Here is an 18,549-nt window from a genome sequence, read left to right on the forward strand (position 1 = left end):
CCTACTTGAGCTGGGACAGCCCCTTCTGGAGGTCGTCGGCGTTCATCACCGGCGTGTAGTCCACCTCGGCGCCGAACTTCTCGAAGAGCGGCTCGGTGAGCGGGGGCATCTGGGCGGAGTCCTGCATGTCGAAGACCACGAACATCGTGCGGACCCCGCCGGTGGCCGTGAAGTAGGAGGCTTCCGGCTTGAAGGCCCCGACGATCTCCTGCATCACCTGGGGCATCTTGCCGCTGCGGATGAGCTCGTTCGTCTTCTCGGTGTCGAGATGGGCCTGAAGCAGTACACGCACGACGTTCACCTTCTTCCGGTCGCCCCCTGCGACCTCACGCTAGGGCCGCCACGCGGAGGTCGCCCGCTCAGTACTCCATCGGGGCGGGGCGGAACGGGGAGGACACCCGGGCGGGGTGCCCTCCCCCTCAGGTCACCGCCGGCGCGGCAACCTGATGGTCCGTACCAGGGGCATCTCCGCGTACAGGTCGGGGTCGGCGGTCAGCACACGACGGCCGTCCGGCCAGTCCGGCGTCGGCCGGGAGAGATGGATCGCATGGCCGAGTCGCCACTCCACCCCGTCACGCAACAGCGCCCCCACGGTGGACGCCCCGGAGAAGTCCAACTCGACGATCTCCACGGCGGGCAGCGCTCCGACATGCTCGGCGAGCCCCTTGCGCATTCCGTCGGCAGCGGCCAGGCACAGGGCCGGTACGTACACGTGCCGAGTGGGCCCGTGCTCGGTGTTCGCGACGAACTGTGAGGCCAGCGAGTTCCCCGAGCCGAGCGCCAGCAGGGCCGACTCGTCGAACACGACGCCGGTCGACCCGGCCCTCGTAGCGCTCACAGACTGTCCACGGGCCGACCGGCCTCAAGGTCCTGCCAGACCTTCTCCACCCTGTCGTGGTCCTCGTCCGTGAGCGTCACACCGAAGTGCGTCTCGCAGTACGCCTTGGTCGCCTCGTACCGCTTCCGCAGCTCTTCCTTGGTCGGCGTGGCCCCCGCCAGTTCGGCGATCAGGTCACGCATGGTCATCCCGCGCTCGCGGGCAAGGACCATGAGGCGGTCACGGACAGCGGGATCGACCTTGACGGTGGTGTCAGCCATAATCGAAGTATACCCACGGTATACCACGTCGGGCCGCTCAAGTACGACGGTCATCGAACACGCTCCATTTCTCTTGAAGGAACCGCCAGGCACGTCCGCCCGGCGTACGAAAATCAACTTCAACTGCCGTCACAAAAGCGGCAGTTGCACTAGCCGAAGGACGAACCCCACCCCTCAACCGAGCCTCAATGTGGTCGAAGGCCGACCGGACCGACCGCGGCGCACCCCACATCACCGCCGCCCGCACCTCGGCGTTGCTCGCCCCCCGCCGCCACCACGCCTCCACCAGCGGCGCGAGCCTCAGCGCCTCGGCGGCGTCGAGCGTGAGGCGCCGGTCGAAATCCCCGAACGAGAGCAGCAGTCGCGCCGCCGCGGCGGTGCCCACCCCCGACGAGGCACGCCGACCCGGCACTTTTTCGGTTTCACCCGTTCGTGGCGCCGTTTCGTATGGCGCGTCGAACACCTGGTAGCAGACGGGGAGTTGTCCCGCACCCTCCCCCTCGCGCGCCACACGCCGCAGATACCGGAGTTCCTCCAGCTCACGCAGAGCGGCAGCGATCCGCGACCGCCCTTCGACACATGCCCTGGCGAGCGCGCGAAGGGTGACGCGGGCATGGTTCGGAAGGGCCAGCAAGTACGTCAGTACGCTCACCGCACACCAGGAGATGCTCCGGTCGCGGAGAAGGGCGGCCGACAGGCCTGAAAAGACGCGCGCAGGCGTCGTACGATGAGAACGCATCCGGAGGTGTTGCTCCTGGTGTCGAGCCCCCGGGTGTTGGCGCACCGCGGGGGCATTTCTGTTGGCGTGACTCTAAGGCCACGCAGAGCGACGATTGCAAGTCGGAACCACCTTTTCCCAGGCGGTAGTTCGCGTTCTTCACCCCTGCGAGTGAAGAACGGTGCACAGCAGATGGGTGTGGACGAGGCGGTCGGGAGTCGTCGGGCGGTAGCGCCAACTCAAGGGCCAGGTCAGGCCATTGAGTGCGGGCACCGGGATGAACGAAACGTGCCCCGGGCCGGCGACGAAACGGGTGACTCCGTCGGGCCAGGCTCGGTGGGACGTACTGCCGGCGGGCACCAGGAAGTACACCCCGCGCCGCCCCGTCGCCGTCTCGACGATCGGCCCCGGATCACCGCCGGTCATGCGGGCGAGCCGGTCCGCGACGTCCCGCCCCTCCTCGCCGTCGACTCTGATCGCGTCGAACCGGACGCCCGCCTTGCGGAGTTGAACACCGGTTGCCGGGAGCCAGGTCAGGTCACTTTGCGCATTCACGGAGTCAGCTTGAGGGTGCGGAGCTAGCTTGATCCATGACTCTGCGTCGTCGGTTGAACACGGTTGATTACCGGCGTCCGTCAGTTGTGACCGGTTGATTTCGGTTGAGTTCGGAGGTGACCGCAATGGCGCGGGCGGAGAACAAGACAGAGGCAGGCGGTACGGCCCATTTGGTCGCCGCCCTGGCGAAGGCATTGCGGGAGCAACACGGGCTGACCCAGCCGCAGCTGGGCGACAAACTCGGGTACACGGCAGCGGCGGTGAGCGCGATGGAGACGTGCGCACAGCCCGCGAGCGATCAGATGCTGGTGAAGTTGGAGGCGGAGATCGGGGGCGGGCTGGGCATCTTCGAGCGGGCTCGGGAGTTGATGCGGCTGGACAAGTACCCGGCTCAATTCAAAAACTACGTGCTACTGGAGCAAAAGGCCCTGACGCTTTCCACGTACGTCACGTTCGTGGTGCACGGCCTCTTCCAGACGGAGGGGTACGCCCGTGCACTGATCGGCGGCGGCTATCCACCGCTCAAGGACGAGCGTGTGGAGGAGCTGGTCGAGGCCCGGTTGGCGCGACGGGCGCTCCTCGACCGGGACCCAGCGGCGCTGATCGAGCTGATCGTCGAGGAGTCCGCGCTGCGGCGCACGATCGGCAGCCAGGAGGTCATGCGTGGCCAGCTACTGCACCTGGTGGAGTGCACCAAGCGCCGCAACGTAACAGTTCAGGTGCTGCCGATGAGTTGCGGGCTAGACGGTGAACACGCTGGCTGCCGCGGTGACATGACGTTCGTGGAAACTCCCGATCACGAGCACCTTGTCTACCTGGAGCCCCAGGACGAAAGCATCCTTGTCAGCGCTCCTGCCAAGGTAACGACATACATGCACCGCTATGCGAAGATCCGTTCGCAGACCCTGGGCTCACGGGAATCGTTGGGCCTCATCGAGCAGTTGGCGGGAGAGCTCCAGTGACTGGCACCCTGCGGTGGTTCAAGTCCAGCTTCAGCAGTGACAGTGGCGGCGAATGCCTCGAAGTCGCCCCCTCCCCCCACCCCACCCCCGCCATCCACATACGCGACTCCAAGAACCCCCACGGCCCGAACCTCACCGTTTCCGGTCGGGCCTGGGCCGCCTTCACCTCGGGTCTCCCCCAGGGGTGACCAGTCCCGTCTCGTAGGCCACCACCACCGCCTGCGCGCGGTCCCGCAGGCGGAGCTTGGACAGGATGCGGGCGACGTGTGTCTTCACGGTGGCCTCGCTCAGGGTGAACCGGGAGGCGAGTTCGGCGTTGCTGAGGCCCGTGCCCAGGCACTGGAGGACCTGCCGTTCGCGGGGTGTCAGGACCGCCAGGTCCCGGTGCAGCGCGGCGGTCGCCGTGTCCTGGGTGACGAAGCGTTCGACCAGGCGGCGGGTGATCGCGGGGGCGAGCAGCGCGTCGCCGGAGCGGGCCAGACGGACGGCGGCGACGAGGTGTTCCGGTGTGACGTCCTTCAGCAGGAAGCCGCTGGCGCCCGCGGTGAGGGCGGCGTAGACGTAGCGGTCGAGGTCGTAGGTGGTGAGGATCAGGACGCGAGGCGGGTCGGGGATGGTGCCGGAGAGGATCCGGCGGGTGGCCTCCAGGCCGTCGAGACCCGGCATCCGGATGTCCATGAGGACGAGGTGGGGGCGGGTGCGCTCGACGGCCGCCACCGCCTGTTCGCCGTCCGCCGCCTCGGCCACCACGTCGATGCCGTCGGCGGTCAGGATCATGCTGAAGCCGGTGCGGACGAGGGCCTGGTCGTCGGCGATCACCACGCGGGGCGCGTCGGTCACGACACCCCCTCCACCGGCTTCTGAACCGGTACGACCGCGCGCACCCGGAAGCCTCCCGTAGGCCGTACGCCCGCCTCCAGCGTGCCGCCGTAGACGGCGAGTCGTTCGCGCAGGCCGAGCAGGCCCCGGCCGCCCCCGGGACCGGCCGGGGTGGCGGCCGTGCCGCCGGTGTCGGACACCTCCACGTGCACGGCGTCGGGCGTGTGACCGACGCTCACCCGCACCCTCGACCCGGCGGCATGCTTGACGACGTTCGTCAGCGCCTCCTGCACCACCCGGTACGCGGCCAGGTCGGCGCCGGCGACGAGCGGTGCCGGCGCGCCCGCGACGGTCAGCTCGACGGGGACACCGGTCGCGCGGACCCGGTCCACGAGCGTGGTCACCTGGGCGAGGCCAGGCTGCGGTGCCAGGCCGGCATCGGCGGCGGGGTCCGCGCCGGAGTCCCCGTCCATGGTCAACAGGCCCATCACATGGCGCAGTTCGGCCATCGCGGTGCGCCCGCCCGCCTCGACGGCCAGCAGCGCCTCGCGGGCCCGGTCGGGCGCGGCGTCCATCACCTTGCGGGCCGCCCCCGCCTGGATCACCATCACGCTCACATTGTGAGTGACGACGTCGTGCAACTCCCGGGCGATGCGGGCGCGTTCGCACTCGACCGCGAGACGGGTGGCGGTCTCCTGCTGTTCCTGGAGGTCACGGACACGCTGCTGCCAGGTGTGGATCGCGTTCGCTCCGAGTCCGACGCCGAGCAGCACCAGGAACGGCACGAAACCCGGCGTGAAGTACGGGAAGTACTCCTCGTGGAACACCGCCATCAGCACTGCCCCGACCAGCACGCTGATCAGCGCCGGAACGCGACGCGGGCTGTGCACGGCGGCGCTGTAGGCGGCGACCACGCACGACAGGAACGTATACACGGTCGCGCCCGTCGCGCCCGAGCGCTGGCCGAACACCAGGGTCACACCGAGCACGGCCCAGAACGCGGCCAGCGGATACCGCCGGCGCACGATCAGGGGCAGCGCGGTCAGCGCGGCGAGTGCCAGCTCCCGGGGGTCGGCCGTGGGGCCCGCGAGCACGGCCGGCGGCCCGGGCGGCGGCGGAGCGGGCTCCCCCACGCCGAACTGCGGAACCTTCATCGCGGCGTCCTGATCCAGCGAGGCACTCACCGTGCACACGGCCAGGACCAGGGCGAGGGCCACGTCGGCCGTCCACATCCACCGCGACGGCCGCGGCAGCGCCGTGCCGACGGCCCTCCACCGCCGCACCCCTGTCCGCCCGCCCACCCCGGCTGTACCGGCCGCCCCGCTCATAAGCCCAGTCTGGCAAGGGCCCGGCGCGGCCACATCCCTCCCGCCGCCGACCGCCGCTGACGGGCCGTACATCTTCCTCGTACATCTCAGGGATGACGTTCCCGCCACGTCGCCCCGGCACGGCAGTCGCTCTCGCCACCGCGGGCGACGCCCCGGACCCGGCCCCGCCCCTAGCGTCGCGCCGAACCGTCAACCGCCGGCCGGGGAGGGCCCATGACCACGACCGCACCACCTGTGATCGACATCCGCGACGTGAGCAGGACGTACGGGGAAGGGCCGCCGGCGCTGGCCGGCGTGAACCTGAGCGTGCGGGCCGGGGATGCGCTGGCCGTCCTCGGACCGTCCGGCAGCGGCAAGTCGACGCTGCTCAACCTGATCGCGGGCCTGGACCGGCCGAGCGGCGGGAGCGTCACCGTCGACGGGCAGCGGGTGGACCGGCTCGGCGAGGCCGCGTCGGCGAAGTACCGCAGGGCGCGGATCGGCATGGTCTTCCAGTTCTTCAACCTGCTGGAGGACCTCACGGTCGCCGACAACGTCCTGCTGCCCGCCCAGCTCGCCGGCACCCCCCGCGCCGAGGCCCGCCGCCGCGCCGCCGACCTGCTCGCCCACCTCGGCATCGACCGGCACGCGGACGCCCACCCCGGCAGGCTGTCCGGCGGGGAACGGCAACGGGTGGCGGTCGCCCGCGCCCTGATGAACCGTCCGGCGCTGCTGCTGGCCGACGAGCCCACCGGCGCCCTGGACACCGCCTCCGGCGAGGACGTACGGCAGCTGCTGGCCGCGCTCAACGCGGACGGGCAGACGATCGTGCTGGTCACCCACGACCTGGGGCTCGCCGAGTCCTGTGCGACCCGCACCATCGAGCTGGTCGACGGGCGGATCGTCCGGGACTCCCAGGACGTCCGGGGCACACCGGCGGTGGCCCGGTGAGCGCCCTGGGCAAGGTGGTGCGCGCGGGCGTCGGGCGGCGCCGGATGCAGACCGCGGTGATGATCCTGACCACGCTCGTCGCAGTCACCGCGTCCGTCGTGGCCGCCGGGGTGCTCACGGCGTCCCGGGCGCCGTTCGAGCACGCGATGGCCGAGCAGCGCGGCGCCCATCTGGCCGCGCAGTTCGACGGCGGCGAGGTCACCGAGTCGGATCTCGCCGCCACCGCGGGCGCGTCCGGCGTGACGGCCGCGGCCGGCCCCTTCCGGACCCTCGAACTGCGCCCGCGCACGGTGTCGGCATCCGCCGCGATCCCGGCCGGTGTCACGCTGCCCGCGCTGACCGTGGCCGGACGCGCGGACCGTCTCGGGCCGGTCGACCGGCTCCGACTCGTCGCGGGCGAGTGGGCGACCCGGCCGGGCCAGATCGTGCTGGCCGAGGTCGACTCACCATTGCGGCCGGGCGCCCGGCTGACCTTCCCCGACCTGCCGGGCAGCCCGACGCTGACCGTGGTCGGCCTGGCCCGGTCGGTCACCGGCACCGCCGACGCGTGGGTGACCCCCGCCCAGGCCGAGGCGCTGACCACGAAGTCCGCCGCTCCCACGTACGAGATGCTCTACCGCTTCCGGCACGCCGGCACCGACGCGCAGCTGTCCACCGCGCGCGCCGCGATCGCCGCCGCCGTGCCCTCCGGCGCGCTGACCGCGACCCGGTCCCACCTCGTCGTCCGGCAGGACCAGCTCGCCAACGCGCTGGCGTTCGTGCCCTTCGTGGCCGCCTTCGGTGTGCTCGGTCTGGCCATGTCGGTGCTGATCATCGGCATCGTCGTCAGCGGCGCGGTGGGCGCCGCCACCCGGCGCATCGGCATCCTCAAGTCCCTCGGCTTCACCCCGGCCCAGGTGGTGCGGGCGTACGTCGCCCAGGCGCTGGTCCCGGCCGCCGTCGGCTGCGCCCTGGGCGTCGCCCTCGGCAACGTGCTGGCGGGCCCGGTCCTCGGCGACGTCGAGGACGTCTACAGCGGCGCGCCCGCCTCGGTGCCCTGGTGGGTCGACGTGGCGGCACCCGCCGCCGCCCTCGCGCTGGTCGCCGTCGCCGCTCTCGTGCCCGCGCTGCGCGCCGGCCGGCTGCGCACCGTGGAGGCGATCTCCGTGGGGCGCACGGCGGCCACCGCACGGGGGCGCCTGGCCCGTCGGCTCACGGGGCGGCTGCCGCTGCCGCGCCCGCTCTCTCTCGGTCTGGCGCACCCCTTCGCCCGCCCCGCGCGTTCGCTCACGACGGCGGCCGCGGTGGCCTTCGCCGCCGTCACGGTCACCTTCGCGGTCGGACTGGCCCTGACGCTCGGCGCGGTGCAGTCGAACCGGATGCTCGACTCCGCCGCTCCGGTCGTCGTGGACACCGGCGGCGGGCAGGGTCCGCCCGGCGCCCAGGTCGTCCGCGCCCCCGGCCAGTCCGCGGAGCCGTCGGCCGACCCGGCCGAGGTCGCCGCCGCCCTGCGCGCGCAGGAGGGGACCCGGCGCTTCTACGGCACCGCCCAGGCCGAGGTCCGCGCGTCCGGCATCAGCGGCGCGACCAACGTGACCGCGTACGACGGCGACGCGTCGTGGGCCGCCCCGGAGCTGGTCTCGGGCAGCTGGCTGACCGGCCCCGGCCAGGCGGTGGTCACGGAGCGCTTCCTGCATGCCGCCGGAATCGCGGTCGGCGACAGCCTGACCCTGACGGAGGACGGCCGCCGCACCACCGTCCGCATCGTCGGCGAGGCGTTCTTCACCGAGGACGACGGCATGACCGTGCTGACCCCGGCCACCACCCTCACCGCCCTGGGCCTGGAGGCCGAACCGACCCGGTTCCACGTCGACACGGACCCGGGAACCTCCGAGTCGGCCTACCTGACCTCGCTGAACGAGACCCTGGACGCCATCGGCGCGTACGCCCACCCAGGCGGCGACGACTCCTCCAGCGTGATCGCGGCCATGGACGCGCTGATCGGCATGCTGACCCTGCTGCTCGTCACGGTCGCGGGCCTGGGGGTGCTCAACACGGTCGTCCTCGACACCCGCGACCGCGTCCACGACCTCGGCGTGTACAAGTCCCTGGGCATGACACCCCGCCAGACCGTGGGCATGGTCCTCACGTCGGTCGCCGGCATCGGCCTGCTCGCCTCGGTCGCCGGCATTCCGCTCGGAGTGGCCCTGCACCACTATGTGACGCCGCTGATGGGCGACGCGGTGGGGATGAACCTGCCCGGCTCGTACATCGCCCTCTACGCCACGCCGGTCCTCGCCCTGCTCCTGCTGGGCGGCCTGACGATCGCGGTGGCCGGTGCCCTGCTCCCGGCGGGCTGGGCGGCCAGGACGGACCCGGCCAGGGCGCTGCGCACGGAGTGAGCCGGCCCGCGGCCGCCCTCGTCCGACGGGTGAACGCGCGAGCGCCCGGCCGGAGAACCGGCCGGGCGCCCGCACTTGTTCGGTCCTACAGGAACGAGTTGATCTCGATCGTCTCGTCCCGGCCCGGGCCCACGCCGATCGCGGAGATCGGAGCGCCGGACATCTCCTCCAGCGCCTTCACGTAGTTCTGGGCGTTCTTCGGCAGGTCCGAGAAGGACTTGGCCGACGTGATGTCCTCGGACCAGCCCGGCAGGGTCTCGTAGACCGGCTTCGCGTGGTGGAAGTCGGTCTGCGAGTACGGGAGTTCCTCGACGCGCTTGCCGTCGATCTCGTAGGCGACGCAGACGGGGATCTGCTCCCAGCCGGTCAGGACGTCCAGCTTGGTGAGGAAGAAGTCCGTCAGGCCGTTGACACGGGTCGCGTAGCGGGCGATCACGGCGTCGAACCAGCCGCAGCGCCGGTCACGGCCGGTGGTCACGCCCCGCTCGCCGCCGATGCGGCGCAGCGCCTCGCCGTCCTCGTCGAACAGCTCGGTCGGGAACGGGCCCGAGCCGACCCGGGTCGTGTAGGCCTTGAGGATGCCGATGACCCGGCTGATCTTCGTGGGACCCACACCGGCGCCGGTGCAGGCACCGCCCGCGGTCGGGTTCGACGACGTCACGAAGGGGTACGTGCCGTGGTCGATGTCGAGGAGCGTGCCCTGGCCGCCCTCGAACAGGACCACCTTGTCGTCCTCCAGCGCCCGGTTGAGGACGAGGACGGTGTCGGCGACGTAGGGCTTGAGCCGGTCCGCGTAGGACAGCAGTTCCTCGACGACCTTGCCGGCCTCGATGGCGCGGCGGTTGAAGACCTTGGTCAGGAGCTGGTTCTTGCCGTCGAGAGCCGCCTCGACCTTCTGGGTCAGGATCGACTCGTCGTACAGGTCCTGGATGCGGATGCCCACGCGGTTGATCTTGTCGGCGTAGGTCGGACCGATGCCGCGCCCGGTGGTGCCGATCTTGCGCTTTCCGAGGAAGCGTTCCGTCACCTTGTCCACGGTGACGTTGTACGGCGTGATGATGTGTGCGTTGCCGCTGATCAGGAGCTTGGACGTGTCTACGCCTCGCTCGTTCAGCCCGTTCAGCTCGGAGAACAGGACCGACGGGTCGACGACGACGCCGTTGCCGATGACCGGAGTGCACTCCGGGGAGAGGATGCCGGAGGGCAGAAGGTGGAGGGCGTACTTCTGGTCGCCGACGACCACGGTGTGGCCGGCGTTGTTGCCTCCCTGGTAGCGGACCACGTAGTCGACGGATCCGCCGAGCAGGTCAGTGGCCTTACCTTTACCCTCGTCACCCCACTGAGCACCGAGCAGCACAAGTGCGGGCACGCGCGTACACCCCTTCCGGGCGGGGCATGTCCAAGGTCAGGGGCGCACGCGTAAGGTATGCCGCCGCGTGCACCACTACCGGCTGCGACCGTCATTGGCCGCGAACCGTCGGACCGGATGGCCCCGGAATAGACGAAGCCCCTGGCGCAATAGCGCAAGGGGCTCTTGCACAAAGATGCTACCCGAGGAAGCGAGGCATGGCCGAGGTGGCGACTTTCGCGATGTCCGATCAGCTGCTGGTGGTGATCGATCCGATCGCCCGGAGGACGGACGGCGAGTCCGTCAGGATCGCGAAAGACGTGCTCAGCGCGGGTGCGGTGACCAAAGTGTGCCTGCCGGAGGGTCCCGACGAATTCGCTCGCGCACTGGCGAAGCGCGGGTCGCGCCGGCCGGTGGTCGTCGGCGACGACGGGGCGCTGACCCGCGCGGTGGCGCTGCTGCACCGGCAGCGGCAGCTGGCCGAATGCGCGCTGTCGGTGGTGCCGGTCGGCGGTGCGCTGTCGCTGGCCGGATCCCTCGGGGTGCCGACGGGGGCGGTCGCGGCGGCGCGGGCGGTGCTGGACGGCGTGGAGCGGCGCCTGGACCTGCTCGTGGACGACAGCGACGGCGTGGTGCTGGGCGGGCTGCGCATCCCTCCGATACGGGACCCGGCCGCGCCGGACGGGGCCACCGCGGTGGGCCCGGGTGGACGGCCGTGGCTGCGGACCTGCCAGTCGCTGGTACGGACGCTGGTGCCGCCGCGGGGCCCGTCCCCGGTCGCCTCCCCCGGACCGTCGCGGCTGCGCGTCGAGGTCGACGGGACGACGCTGGTGGATCTCGACCAGCCGGTGGAGGCGGTGTCGGTGACGCCGGGCATCGCGGGCCTGGCGGAGGTGGAGGTACGGCCGGTGTCGGTGGGCGCGGAGGCGTCCCCGCTGCGCGCCGAGGGCCGCACGGTGACGGTGTCGGGGGCGCACTTCCGCTACCGCGCCGACACGGCGGTCTCCGGGCCGGTGCGCAGACGGACGTGGACGGTGGGCGAAGGCGCGCTGCGGCTGGTGCTGCCGGGCCGGTGAGCCCGTATCGGACGCACTGGCCGGTGCCGCCGGGCCGCTGACGGCTACACCCGGTGCCCTGGCCGGCGCCACCGGGCCGGCGAGGGCTCTACCGGTCGCCCGGGCCGGTTGCCGCCGGGTCGGTGAGGTTCTACGGGGCGCTCGGGCCGAAGGTCCTGTCGCGGTGTTCGCGCCAGCGTTCCATCAGCTTGCCGAGTTCGCCCTCCAGGTATTCGAAGAAGGCCAGCGTCTCGGCGATGCGCTGTCCGCCCGGGGTCGCCGCGCCGAGGCTGTCGACGCCCTCGCGCAGGGTCAGGCCCCAGCGCCGGAGGATCGCGTCGCGGTTGGTCAGCGCCTCGTACCACTGGTCGCTGTGCACCCGGTAGCGCTCGCGCCGTGAGCCCGGTTCGCGCTCGCGGGAGACCATGTGGACCTGGGCGAGGTAGCGCACCGCGCCGGAGATCGCGGCGGGGCTGACCTGGAGCTGTTCGCCGAGTTCGGCGGAGCTCATGGTGCCGGAGTCGGACGCGAGGAGCGCGGCGAACACCCGCGCCGCCATGCGCTGCATCCCGGCCTCGACGAGCTGCGCCGCGAAGGCCTCCACGAACTTCGACACCGCCTCGGGGTCCCGCCCCGCCTCACTCGGTTCCATCATTCGTAGATCATCTCCCCTGCGTCCGCCCAGCTCGCGCGCTTGCCCCCGAGTCTATGCGCGATTTATACGCTTCCTTAACTTCACAAATTTCTGAAAGAAGCGTACGTTCTGAACCATGACGAAGGCAATTACCGTCTCCGGACTGCACAAGTCGTTCGGCAAGACGCACGCCCTGGACGGCCTCGACCTGGACGTCGAGACGGGCGAGGTCCACGGCTTCCTCGGCCCGAACGGCGCCGGCAAGTCCACCACCATCCGCGTCCTGCTCGGCCTGCTGCGGGCCGACTCCGGCGGCGCCCAGGTGCTCGGCCGCGACCCCTGGACGGACGCGGTGGAGGTGCACCGCCGGATCGCCTACGTGCCGGGGGACGTGACGCTGTGGCGGAACCTGTCGGGCGGTGAGGTCATCGACCTCTACGGCCGGCTGCGCGGCGGGCTGGACTCCCGGCGCCGCGCCGAGCTGATCGAGCGCTTCGAACTCGACCCCACCAAGAAGGGCCGCACCTACTCCAAGGGCAACCGGCAGAAGGTCGCCCTCGTCGCCGCCTTCGCCTCGGACGTCGACCTGCTGATCCTCGACGAGCCGACCTCGGGCCTGGACCCGCTGATGGAGGAGGTCTTCCAGCGCTGCGTGGAGGAGGAGCGCGACCGCGGCCGGACGATCCTGCTGTCCTCGCACATCCTCAGCGAGGTCGAGGAGCTCTGCGACCGGGTCAGCATCATCCGCAAGGGCCGTACCGTCGAGAGCGGTTCACTGGCCGACCTGCGGCATCTGACGCGCACGAGCGTCACCGCCGAGCTGGCCGGTCCGCCCAACGGGCTGTCGCGCCTGCCCGGCGTCCACGACCTCGACGTCCAGGGCCACCGCGTGCGGCTCCAGGTCGACACCGACAAGCTCGACGCCGTCCTGCGCTCGCTGAGCGAGTCCGGCGTACGGTCGCTGACCTCGACGCCGCCGACCCTGGAGGAGCTGTTCCTGCGGCACTACCAGGCCGACACGGACGAGGTGGCCGCCCGATGACCGCCACCGCCTTCGGGGTACGGCCCGGCGGCTCGCGCCAGCTCGCCGGCACCGGAACCCTGCTGCGCTTCGCCCTGCGCCGCGACCGGGTGATGATCCCGGTCTGGGTGGCCGTGAACGCGCTGATGATCCTCTCCATGCCGAACACGCTTGAGAACCTGTACGCCACCGAGGCCGACCGCGCCAACCTCGTGCAGGACACCGCGACCAACGCCTCCTTCCGCGCGCTGATCGGCCCCGTCTTCGACGACTCGATCGGCGCCCTGACCGCCTGGCGCGTCGGCGTCTACGCCGGTGCGCTCGCGGCCGTGGTCAGCATGCTCCTCGTCGTACGGCACACCCGGGACGAGGAGGAGAGCGGCCGTCAGGAGCTGGTCGCGTCCGGGATGGTGGGCCGCCGGGCCTCCCTGACGGCCGCCCTGCTGACGGCCGTGGTCGCGAACGCCGTACTGGCCCTGCTGGTCACGGCCGGGCTCGCGGGCCAGGGCGCCACGGGGGCGCTGGCGCTCGGGCTCGGGCTCGCCGGGGTCGGCATGGTCTTCGCCACGCTGGCGGCGATCGTCGCCCAGTTCACCGAGAGCGCCCGGCTGGCACGGGGGCTGACGGCCGGGCTGCTGGGCGCCGCGTTCGTGCTGCGCGCGGCCGGCGACTCAGCGTCGGACGACGGCTCGTCCGCGCTGACGTGGGCGTCGCCGCTGGGCTGGCTGGAGAACCTGCGGCCGTTCGCGAGCGAACGCTGGTGGGTGCTGCTGCTGTTCGCGGGGGCGGCGCTGGTGCAGGGCGTGGTGGCGTACGGACTCGCCGGGCGCCGGGACGTGGGGATGAGCTTCCTGCCCGCCCGTCCGGGCCCCGCGCTCGGGCGCCTCGGCACGGCGGGCGCGCTGGCCTGGCGGCTCCAGCGCGGCGGCGTGCTCGGCTGGAGCATCGGCTTCTTCCTCGCCGGGGTCATCTACGGCGGGCTGACCGACGGGGTGGCCGACCTGGTCGGCGACAACGCCAACGCGCGCCGGATCTTCGAGCGCATGGGCGGCCAGGACGGGCTGACGGACGCGTTCCTGGCGTCGATGGTCGGCATGCTGGGCCTGATCGCGGCCCTGTACGTGGTGGCGTCGGTCCTGCGGCTGCACGGCGAGGAGACCTCGATGCGGGCGGAGCCGATCCTCGCGAACGCGGTGGGCCGGCTGCGCTGGGCGGCCGGTCACCTGGTGATCGCCTTCGCCGGCTCGGCCCTGATCATGCTCCTCGCCGGCCTGGGCTTCGCCGTCGGCTACGGCAAGGAGACCGGCCCGATCCTGGGCGCCTGCCTGGTCCAGCTGCCCGCGGTCTGGGGCGTCGGGGGCCTCGCGGTCCTGCTGTACGGCCTGTTCCCGCGGGCGGCGACGGCGGCGTGGGCGGTGGCCGGCGCGGTCCTGCTGATCGGCTGGGTGGGCCCCGCACTGGACGTGCCACAGGCCGTGCTGGACCTGTCCCCCTTCGGACACCTGCCGAAGCTGCCGGGCGGCGGGATGGAGTGGGCACCGGTACTGACCCTGCTGGCACTGGCGACGGCACTGGTCACGGCCGGGCTGGCGGGGTTGCGGCGCCGGGACATGATCACCTGATCCGGCCGGGACTCGCCGGGCCTCTCCTCGTCGAGAACCGGGGAGGGGCCCGGCGCGTCACTGTGGTCATGGGCCGAGGAGATCAACGCACGCTGCACACCGCGCTGACCTGCGGCGGATGCCTGCTCACGGTGCTGGGCTCGACGGCGGCCACGCTTCTCTGGGCCTCCTCGGACCGCACCCGCCGGCACCTGGGCGCGGGCTTCGAGGGCGAGGGCACCGACTACGTCGCCGCCCTGACCGAACTGCCCCTGGTCGCCGCCGCCGGAGCACTCGTACCGGCCCTGGCCTGCGCACTCGCCCTCCGTCTGACGGGCCGCCGGAAGGACTGAACGCACCCGCAGCTCAGGCCACCTCCACCCGAAGCCCTTCCAGCCCCCGGATCACGAAGTTCGGCTTGCGGTCGGGGGCCGTCGCTGCCCGCAGGGTCGGTGCCTGGTCCAGGAGGGCCGACATGGATGCCGCCAGTTCGATGCGGGCCAGTGGGGCGCCGATGCAGTAGTGGATACCCGCGCTGAAGGAGATGTGGGGGTTGTCCTTGCGGGTCAGGTCCAGGGCGGCCGGGGCCTCGAAGACCTCGGGGTCGTGGTTGGCGGAGCCGAAGAGCATGGCGATCTCCGCACCGCGCGGGATCGTCGTGCCGTCGATCTCGATCTCGTCCAGGACCCAGCGCTCGAACAGCTGGAGCGGGGTGTCGTAGCGCATCAGCTCCTCGATCGCGGACGGGATCAGGGAGTGGTCGGCACGCAGCGCGGACAGCTGGCCGGGGTTGCGGAACAGCGCCCACCAGCCGTTGACGGTCGCGTTCACCGTGGCCTCGTGGCCCGCGTTGAGCAGCAGGACCGCCGTGGAGATCATCTCCTGCTCGGTGAGCCGGTCGCCCTCGTCGTGGGCCGCGATCAGACCGGAGATCAGGTCCTCGCCGGGCTCCTTGCGGCGGGCCGCGATCAGCTCCAGGAGATAGTCCGAGAACTCCACCGACGCCCGCACCGCCTTCTCCGCGGTCTCCGGCGACGGGCTCAGCTCGTACATCCCGCAGATGTCCGCCGACCACGGCCGCAACTGCCCGCGGTCCGACTCGGGGATGCCCAGCATCTCCGCGATCACCGCGACCGGCAGCGGCTCCGCGACGTCCGTCAGCAGATCACCGCCGCCCGCCTCGACCAGCCCCGCCACCAGCTCGCCGGCCAGCCGCCGCACATACGGCTTCAGCTGCTCCACCGTGCGCGGCGTGAACGCCTTCGACACCAGCCGGCGGATCCGGGTGTGGTCCGGCGGCTCCAGATCGAGCATCCCGTGATCGTTGAGCACATGGAACGGCTCGTGCTCCGGCGGCGGCGCCGTCCGCCCGAAGTCCTCGTGCGTGAACCGGTGCTGGTACGTCCGCCCCAGCCTGCGCTCGCGCAGCAGCGCCGAGACGTCCGCGTGGTGCGGGACCAGCCACTGGTCGGTGGGCTCGAAGTAGTGCACCCGGCCCCGGGCCCGCAGTTCGGCGTAGGCCGGGTAGGGGTCGGCGAGGAACGCCGGGTCCCACGGGTCGAAGGCGAGGGCGGAGGGAGCTGCCATGTCCGGACGTTAGCCCGGCCTCCCCCGGTCTGACCAGGGGCCTAGGCGGTACCGAAGTCCGGAAGGGTGACCGAGCCGTCCTCGGCGAGCGGGAAGCCGGGGTTGTGGGCGACCTCCCAGGCGTGGCCGTCGGGGTCGACGAAGGCGCTGGAGTAGAAGCCGATCACGTTGACCGCGGCGGGCTTGGTGACCGTCCCGCCTGCCTGCTCCACCACCGCGAGGATGGCGTCCACCTCCGCCTCGGAGCGGACGTTGTGCGCGAGGGCGATCCCGCCGAACCCGCTCGCCGCCCCCGGCTCCAGACCGCAGTCCCGCGCCAGCTTCTCCCGGCCCCACAGCACCAGACCGAGACCGCCCGCCTGGAAGAAGACGGTCTCCTCGACCTCCTGCCCCCGCCAGCCCAGGGCCTCGTAGAAGGCCTTCGACCGGGCGAGGTCGGAGACTCCCAGTGTGATCAGTGTGATGCGCTGTTCCATGCCCCTCACCGTAGGGCCTGCCGGCTCAGCCCGGCGTGACCAGCCGCGCCTCGTAGGCGAACACCGCCGCCTGCGTACGGTCCCGCAGCCCCAGCTTCACCAGGATCCGGCTGACGTGGGTCTTGATCGTCGACTCCGCCACCACCAGCCGCTCGGCGATCTCCGAGTTCGACAGGCCCTGCGCGATCAGCACCAGCACCTCCGTCTCCCGCTCGGTCAGATCCCCGTACGCCGCGTGCGCCGAGGGCATCAGGCGCGGCGAGTCGGACATCTTCGAGAACTCCGTGATCAGCCGCCTGGTGATCGAGGGGGCGAGCAGCGCCTCGCCGGCCGCCACCACCCGCACACCGTCGGCGAGCTGGCGCGCCGAGGCGTCCTTCAGCAGGAAGCCGGAGGCTCCCGCCCGCAGCGCCTGGTACACGTACTCGTCGAGGTCGAAGGTGGTCAGCACCAGGACCTTGGCGGCGCCGTCCGCCGCGACGATCTCGCGGGTCGCCTCGATGCCGTTCAGCTCCGGCATGCGGATGTCCATCAGCACGACGTCCGGGGCCAGTTCACGGACCCGGTCCACCGCTTGGCGTCCGTTGACCGCCTCGCCGACGACCTCGATGTCCGGCATCGCGTTGAGCAGGACCGAGAAGCCCTCGCGCACCATCATCTGGTCGTCCGCGATCAGCACGCGGATGGTCATGATCCGTCCTCTGAGGTCGTGGTGACCGGCAGGAACACCGTCACCTCATAGCCGCCGTCCTGCGCCGGGCCCGCCGTCATCTCGCCGTTCAGCATCGAGACCCGCTCCCGCATACCGGTGATGCCGTGCCCGGCGCCCGGTGAGGGTTTCACCAGGTCGGGCGCGGGCGGCGGGCCGTTGACTATGCGCAGGCCGAGACCGCCGAGGACGTAGGCGACCTCCACCCTGGCGGACGCGCCGGGCGCGTGCCGCAGGCTGTTGCTGAGCGCCTCCTGAACGATCCGGTACGCCGACAGCTCCACCCCGGGCGGCAGCTCACGGGCCGCACCCGTGACCGCCTTCTCCACGTCCAGCCCCGCGTCCCGCACGTTCGCCAGCAGCGCCTCCAGGTCGGCGAGGGTGGGCTGCGGGGCCTCCGGGGCCTCGTAGTCCTCGGCGCGGACCACACCCAGGACCCGGCGCAGCTCGGTCAGCGCCGCCACCGCGTTCTCCCGGATCGTGGCGAAGGCCCGCTCCAGCTCCGGCGGCGGGTTCTCCACCCGGTAGGGCGCGGCCTCCGCCTGGATCGCGACGACCGACATGTGGTGGGCGACCACGTCGTGCAGCTCCCGGGCGATGTTCGTGCGCTCCTCCAGCAGGGTGCGCCGGGAGCGCTCGTGCGCGGTCACCGTCTGCTGCGCGGTCACCTCCTGACGGGCCTCCCGGCGGGTGTGCCAGACGGCGACGACGAGCAGGAACAGCGCGGAGACGACCATCATCGGGCCGGTGTTGGTGCCGTAGTAGTGACCCGGACCGAACACCACCTCCCCCAGGAAGCCGTACGCCCCCGTGACGGCCCACATGTACGCCGCCGTACGCGGCCGGGTGCGTATCGCCACGACCGTCAGCACCGTCAGATGGCAGACGAAGGCCGAGGGCGGCCACGGCCAGTCGCCCATCGAGCCGCCGAAGAGCACGGTGAGCGGGGTGGCCGCCATCGACGCCCAGAACGCTCCGACCGGCCGGATCATGGTCAGCAGGATCGGGATGACGGCGATCGGACCGAGCACCAGGGCCGCGCCGCCGGTGTCGACGGTCGCGATGAGCAGCGTGAGCAGGGCGACCCCGACGAGCAGGGCGTGCGGCATCCAGGCCGCGTACTCGCGGAGCCGGCCCGGCAGCCGACGGGTCACGGGGCCGTCGACACCCCTGCGCGGCAGCGGGCGGTAGGCGAAGGCGTCGTGGAACAGGTCCTGCCGCAGCCCGCGCAGGGCGTCCGCGGCGAGCCGGAACTCCGGGCTGCGCGGCTTGGCCGCGTCCCCCGGGGGCGGGGTCGGCATCTGAGTCGTCTCGGTCACGTACAGAA

21 protein-coding genes are annotated in these 18,549 nt (G+C 71.8%); 8 read left to right on the forward strand and 13 right to left on the reverse strand.

Annotated elements, in window-relative coordinates; genetic code table 11:
• Position 1 precedes the first annotated feature (1 nt).
• The 5 genes from CP983_RS19915 to CP983_RS19935 form a co-directional block, all read right to left on the reverse strand.
• Positions 2–292, reverse strand: coding sequence for a hypothetical protein (locus CP983_RS19915; protein ID WP_150500852.1), 291 nt, complete (start codon positions 290–292; stop codon positions 2–4).
• A gap of 132 nt (positions 293–424) precedes the next feature.
• Positions 425–838: a PIN domain-containing protein gene (locus CP983_RS19920; protein WP_185932902.1), complete on the reverse strand. Its 414-nt coding sequence runs from the start codon at positions 836–838 to the stop codon at positions 425–427.
• The gene (locus CP983_RS19925) at positions 835–1,098 is read right to left on the reverse strand and encodes a hypothetical protein (protein ID WP_229915042.1); all 264 of its coding nucleotides are present in this window, start codon (positions 1,096–1,098) and stop codon (positions 835–837) included. Before CP983_RS19925 ends, CP983_RS19920 begins: the two co-directional genes overlap by 4 nt.
• A gap of 37 nt (positions 1,099–1,135) precedes the next feature.
• On the reverse strand, positions 1,136–1,750 hold the full coding sequence (locus CP983_RS19930) for a hypothetical protein (protein ID WP_150500854.1): 615 nt from the start codon (positions 1,748–1,750) through the stop codon (positions 1,136–1,138).
• A gap of 225 nt (positions 1,751–1,975) precedes the next feature.
• The gene (locus CP983_RS19935; RefSeq protein WP_150500856.1) at positions 1,976–2,371 is read right to left on the reverse strand and encodes a bifunctional DNA primase/polymerase; all 396 of its coding nucleotides are present in this window, start codon (positions 2,369–2,371) and stop codon (positions 1,976–1,978) included.
• Between the two features lie 125 nt (positions 2,372–2,496).
• Between CP983_RS19935 and CP983_RS19940 the strand changes: the two genes are divergently transcribed.
• Both CP983_RS19940 and CP983_RS19945 read left to right on the forward strand, forming a co-directional pair.
• Positions 2,497–3,333 (forward strand): helix-turn-helix domain-containing protein, encoded by an 837-nt coding sequence (locus tag CP983_RS19940; RefSeq protein WP_150500858.1) that lies wholly within the window; start codon positions 2,497–2,499, stop codon positions 3,331–3,333.
• A complete protein-coding gene (locus tag CP983_RS19945; protein ID WP_150500860.1) occupies positions 3,330–3,521 on the forward strand; it encodes a DUF397 domain-containing protein in 192 nt (63 codons plus the stop codon). Before CP983_RS19940 ends, CP983_RS19945 begins: the two co-directional genes overlap by 4 nt.
• Here the strand turns inward: CP983_RS19945 and CP983_RS19950 are convergent.
• Both CP983_RS19950 and CP983_RS19955 read right to left on the reverse strand, forming a co-directional pair.
• Entirely contained in the window at positions 3,496–4,173 is a 678-nt protein-coding gene (locus tag CP983_RS19950; protein ID WP_107904704.1) for a response regulator, read from the reverse strand. The genes CP983_RS19945 and CP983_RS19950 overlap by 26 nt on opposite strands.
• The gene (locus tag CP983_RS19955; RefSeq protein WP_229915041.1) at positions 4,170–5,480 is read right to left on the reverse strand and encodes a sensor histidine kinase; all 1,311 of its coding nucleotides are present in this window, start codon (positions 5,478–5,480) and stop codon (positions 4,170–4,172) included. The genes CP983_RS19950 and CP983_RS19955 overlap by 4 nt, the downstream gene beginning before the upstream one ends.
• A 213-nt stretch (positions 5,481–5,693) precedes the next feature.
• Here CP983_RS19955 and CP983_RS19960 point away from each other — a divergent pair, with 213 nt between their 5' ends.
• Positions 5,694–6,410, forward strand: a complete 717-nt coding sequence (locus CP983_RS19960; protein ID WP_150500862.1) for an ABC transporter ATP-binding protein — start codon at positions 5,694–5,696, stop codon at positions 6,408–6,410.
• A complete protein-coding gene (locus CP983_RS19965; RefSeq protein WP_150500864.1) occupies positions 6,407–8,791 on the forward strand; it encodes an ABC transporter permease in 2,385 nt (794 codons plus the stop codon). The genes CP983_RS19960 and CP983_RS19965 overlap by 4 nt, the downstream gene beginning before the upstream one ends.
• 85 nt (positions 8,792–8,876) lie before the next feature.
• Here the strand turns inward: CP983_RS19965 and CP983_RS19970 are convergent, their stop codons facing one another.
• Positions 8,877–10,160 carry an adenylosuccinate synthase gene (locus CP983_RS19970; protein WP_107904707.1) on the reverse strand — a complete coding sequence of 428 codons (1,284 nt, stop codon included), beginning with the start codon at positions 10,158–10,160 and terminating at the stop codon, positions 8,877–8,879.
• 197 nt (positions 10,161–10,357) lie between these two features.
• Between CP983_RS19970 and CP983_RS19975 the strand changes: the two genes are divergently transcribed.
• A complete protein-coding gene (locus CP983_RS19975) occupies positions 10,358–11,215 on the forward strand; it encodes a diacylglycerol kinase family protein (RefSeq protein WP_150500866.1) in 858 nt (285 codons plus the stop codon).
• A gap of 130 nt (positions 11,216–11,345) precedes the next feature.
• On the opposite strand, the gene CP983_RS19980 is transcribed toward CP983_RS19975, so the two are convergent.
• A complete protein-coding gene (locus CP983_RS19980) occupies positions 11,346–11,849 on the reverse strand; it encodes a GbsR/MarR family transcriptional regulator (RefSeq protein WP_373309894.1) in 504 nt (167 codons plus the stop codon).
• 115 nt (positions 11,850–11,964) lie between these two features.
• On the opposite strand from CP983_RS19980, the gene CP983_RS19985 reads away from it, so the two are divergent.
• The 3 genes from CP983_RS19985 (at position 11,965) to CP983_RS19995 (ending at position 14,803) form a co-directional block, all read left to right on the forward strand.
• Entirely contained in the window at positions 11,965–12,870 is a 906-nt protein-coding gene (locus CP983_RS19985; RefSeq protein WP_150500868.1) for an ABC transporter ATP-binding protein, read from the forward strand.
• Positions 12,867–14,471, forward strand: coding sequence for an ABC transporter permease (locus CP983_RS19990; RefSeq protein WP_150500870.1), 1,605 nt, complete (start codon positions 12,867–12,869; stop codon positions 14,469–14,471). The genes CP983_RS19985 and CP983_RS19990 overlap by 4 nt, the downstream gene beginning before the upstream one ends.
• A gap of 68 nt (positions 14,472–14,539) precedes the next feature.
• A complete protein-coding gene (locus CP983_RS19995) occupies positions 14,540–14,803 on the forward strand; it encodes a hypothetical protein (RefSeq protein WP_167537731.1) in 264 nt (87 codons plus the stop codon).
• A gap of 13 nt (positions 14,804–14,816) precedes the next feature.
• On the opposite strand, the gene CP983_RS20000 is transcribed toward CP983_RS19995, so the two are convergent.
• From CP983_RS20000 to CP983_RS20015, 4 genes are read right to left on the reverse strand one after another with little or no spacing between them, the layout of a single operon-like run.
• Complete coding sequence (locus CP983_RS20000) at positions 14,817–16,037, reverse strand: cytochrome P450 (RefSeq protein ID WP_125527151.1); 1,221 nt, start codon at positions 16,035–16,037, stop codon at positions 14,817–14,819.
• Positions 16,038–16,078: 41 nt separating this feature from the next.
• Complete coding sequence (locus CP983_RS20005) at positions 16,079–16,513, reverse strand: VOC family protein (protein WP_107904712.1); 435 nt, start codon at positions 16,511–16,513, stop codon at positions 16,079–16,081.
• 25 nt (positions 16,514–16,538) lie between these two features.
• Positions 16,539–17,204, reverse strand: coding sequence for a response regulator (locus CP983_RS20010; protein ID WP_030950854.1), 666 nt, complete (start codon positions 17,202–17,204; stop codon positions 16,539–16,541).
• Positions 17,201–18,541, reverse strand: a complete 1,341-nt coding sequence (locus CP983_RS20015; RefSeq protein WP_229915040.1) for a sensor histidine kinase — start codon at positions 18,539–18,541, stop codon at positions 17,201–17,203. Before CP983_RS20015 ends, CP983_RS20010 begins: the two co-directional genes overlap by 4 nt.
• Positions 18,542–18,549: the final 8 nt, after the last annotated feature.

Origin of the sequence: Streptomyces chartreusis (genome assembly GCF_008704715.1) — a bacterium.
Classification (GTDB): domain Bacteria; phylum Actinomycetota; class Actinomycetes; order Streptomycetales; family Streptomycetaceae; genus Streptomyces; species Streptomyces chartreusis.

Coding starts and splice junctions, on each gene's coding strand:
- CP983_RS19925 (WP_229915042.1), bottom strand. CDS start 1,098: ATGGCTGACACCACCGTCAAGGTCGATCCCGCTGTCCGTGACCGCCTC.
- CP983_RS19940 (WP_150500858.1), top strand. CDS start 2,497: ATGGCGCGGGCGGAGAACAAGACAGAGGCAGGCGGTACGGCCCATTTG.
- CP983_RS19955 (WP_229915041.1), bottom strand. CDS start 5,480: ATGAGCGGGGCGGCCGGTACAGCCGGGGTGGGCGGGCGGACAGGGGTG.
- CP983_RS19960 (WP_150500862.1), top strand. CDS start 5,694: ATGACCACGACCGCACCACCTGTGATCGACATCCGCGACGTGAGCAGG.
- CP983_RS19975 (WP_150500866.1), top strand. CDS start 10,358: ATGGCCGAGGTGGCGACTTTCGCGATGTCCGATCAGCTGCTGGTGGTG.
- CP983_RS19980 (WP_373309894.1), bottom strand. CDS start 11,849: ATGATGGAACCGAGTGAGGCGGGGCGGGACCCCGAGGCGGTGTCGAAG.
- CP983_RS19985 (WP_150500868.1), top strand. CDS start 11,965: ATGACGAAGGCAATTACCGTCTCCGGACTGCACAAGTCGTTCGGCAAG.
- CP983_RS19990 (WP_150500870.1), top strand. CDS start 12,867: ATGACCGCCACCGCCTTCGGGGTACGGCCCGGCGGCTCGCGCCAGCTC.
- CP983_RS19995 (WP_167537731.1), top strand. CDS start 14,540: ATGGGCCGAGGAGATCAACGCACGCTGCACACCGCGCTGACCTGCGGC.
- CP983_RS20000 (WP_125527151.1), bottom strand. CDS start 16,037: ATGGCAGCTCCCTCCGCCCTCGCCTTCGACCCGTGGGACCCGGCGTTC.
- CP983_RS20005 (WP_107904712.1), bottom strand. CDS start 16,513: ATGGAACAGCGCATCACACTGATCACACTGGGAGTCTCCGACCTCGCC.
- CP983_RS20010 (WP_030950854.1), bottom strand. CDS start 17,204: ATGACCATCCGCGTGCTGATCGCGGACGACCAGATGATGGTGCGCGAG.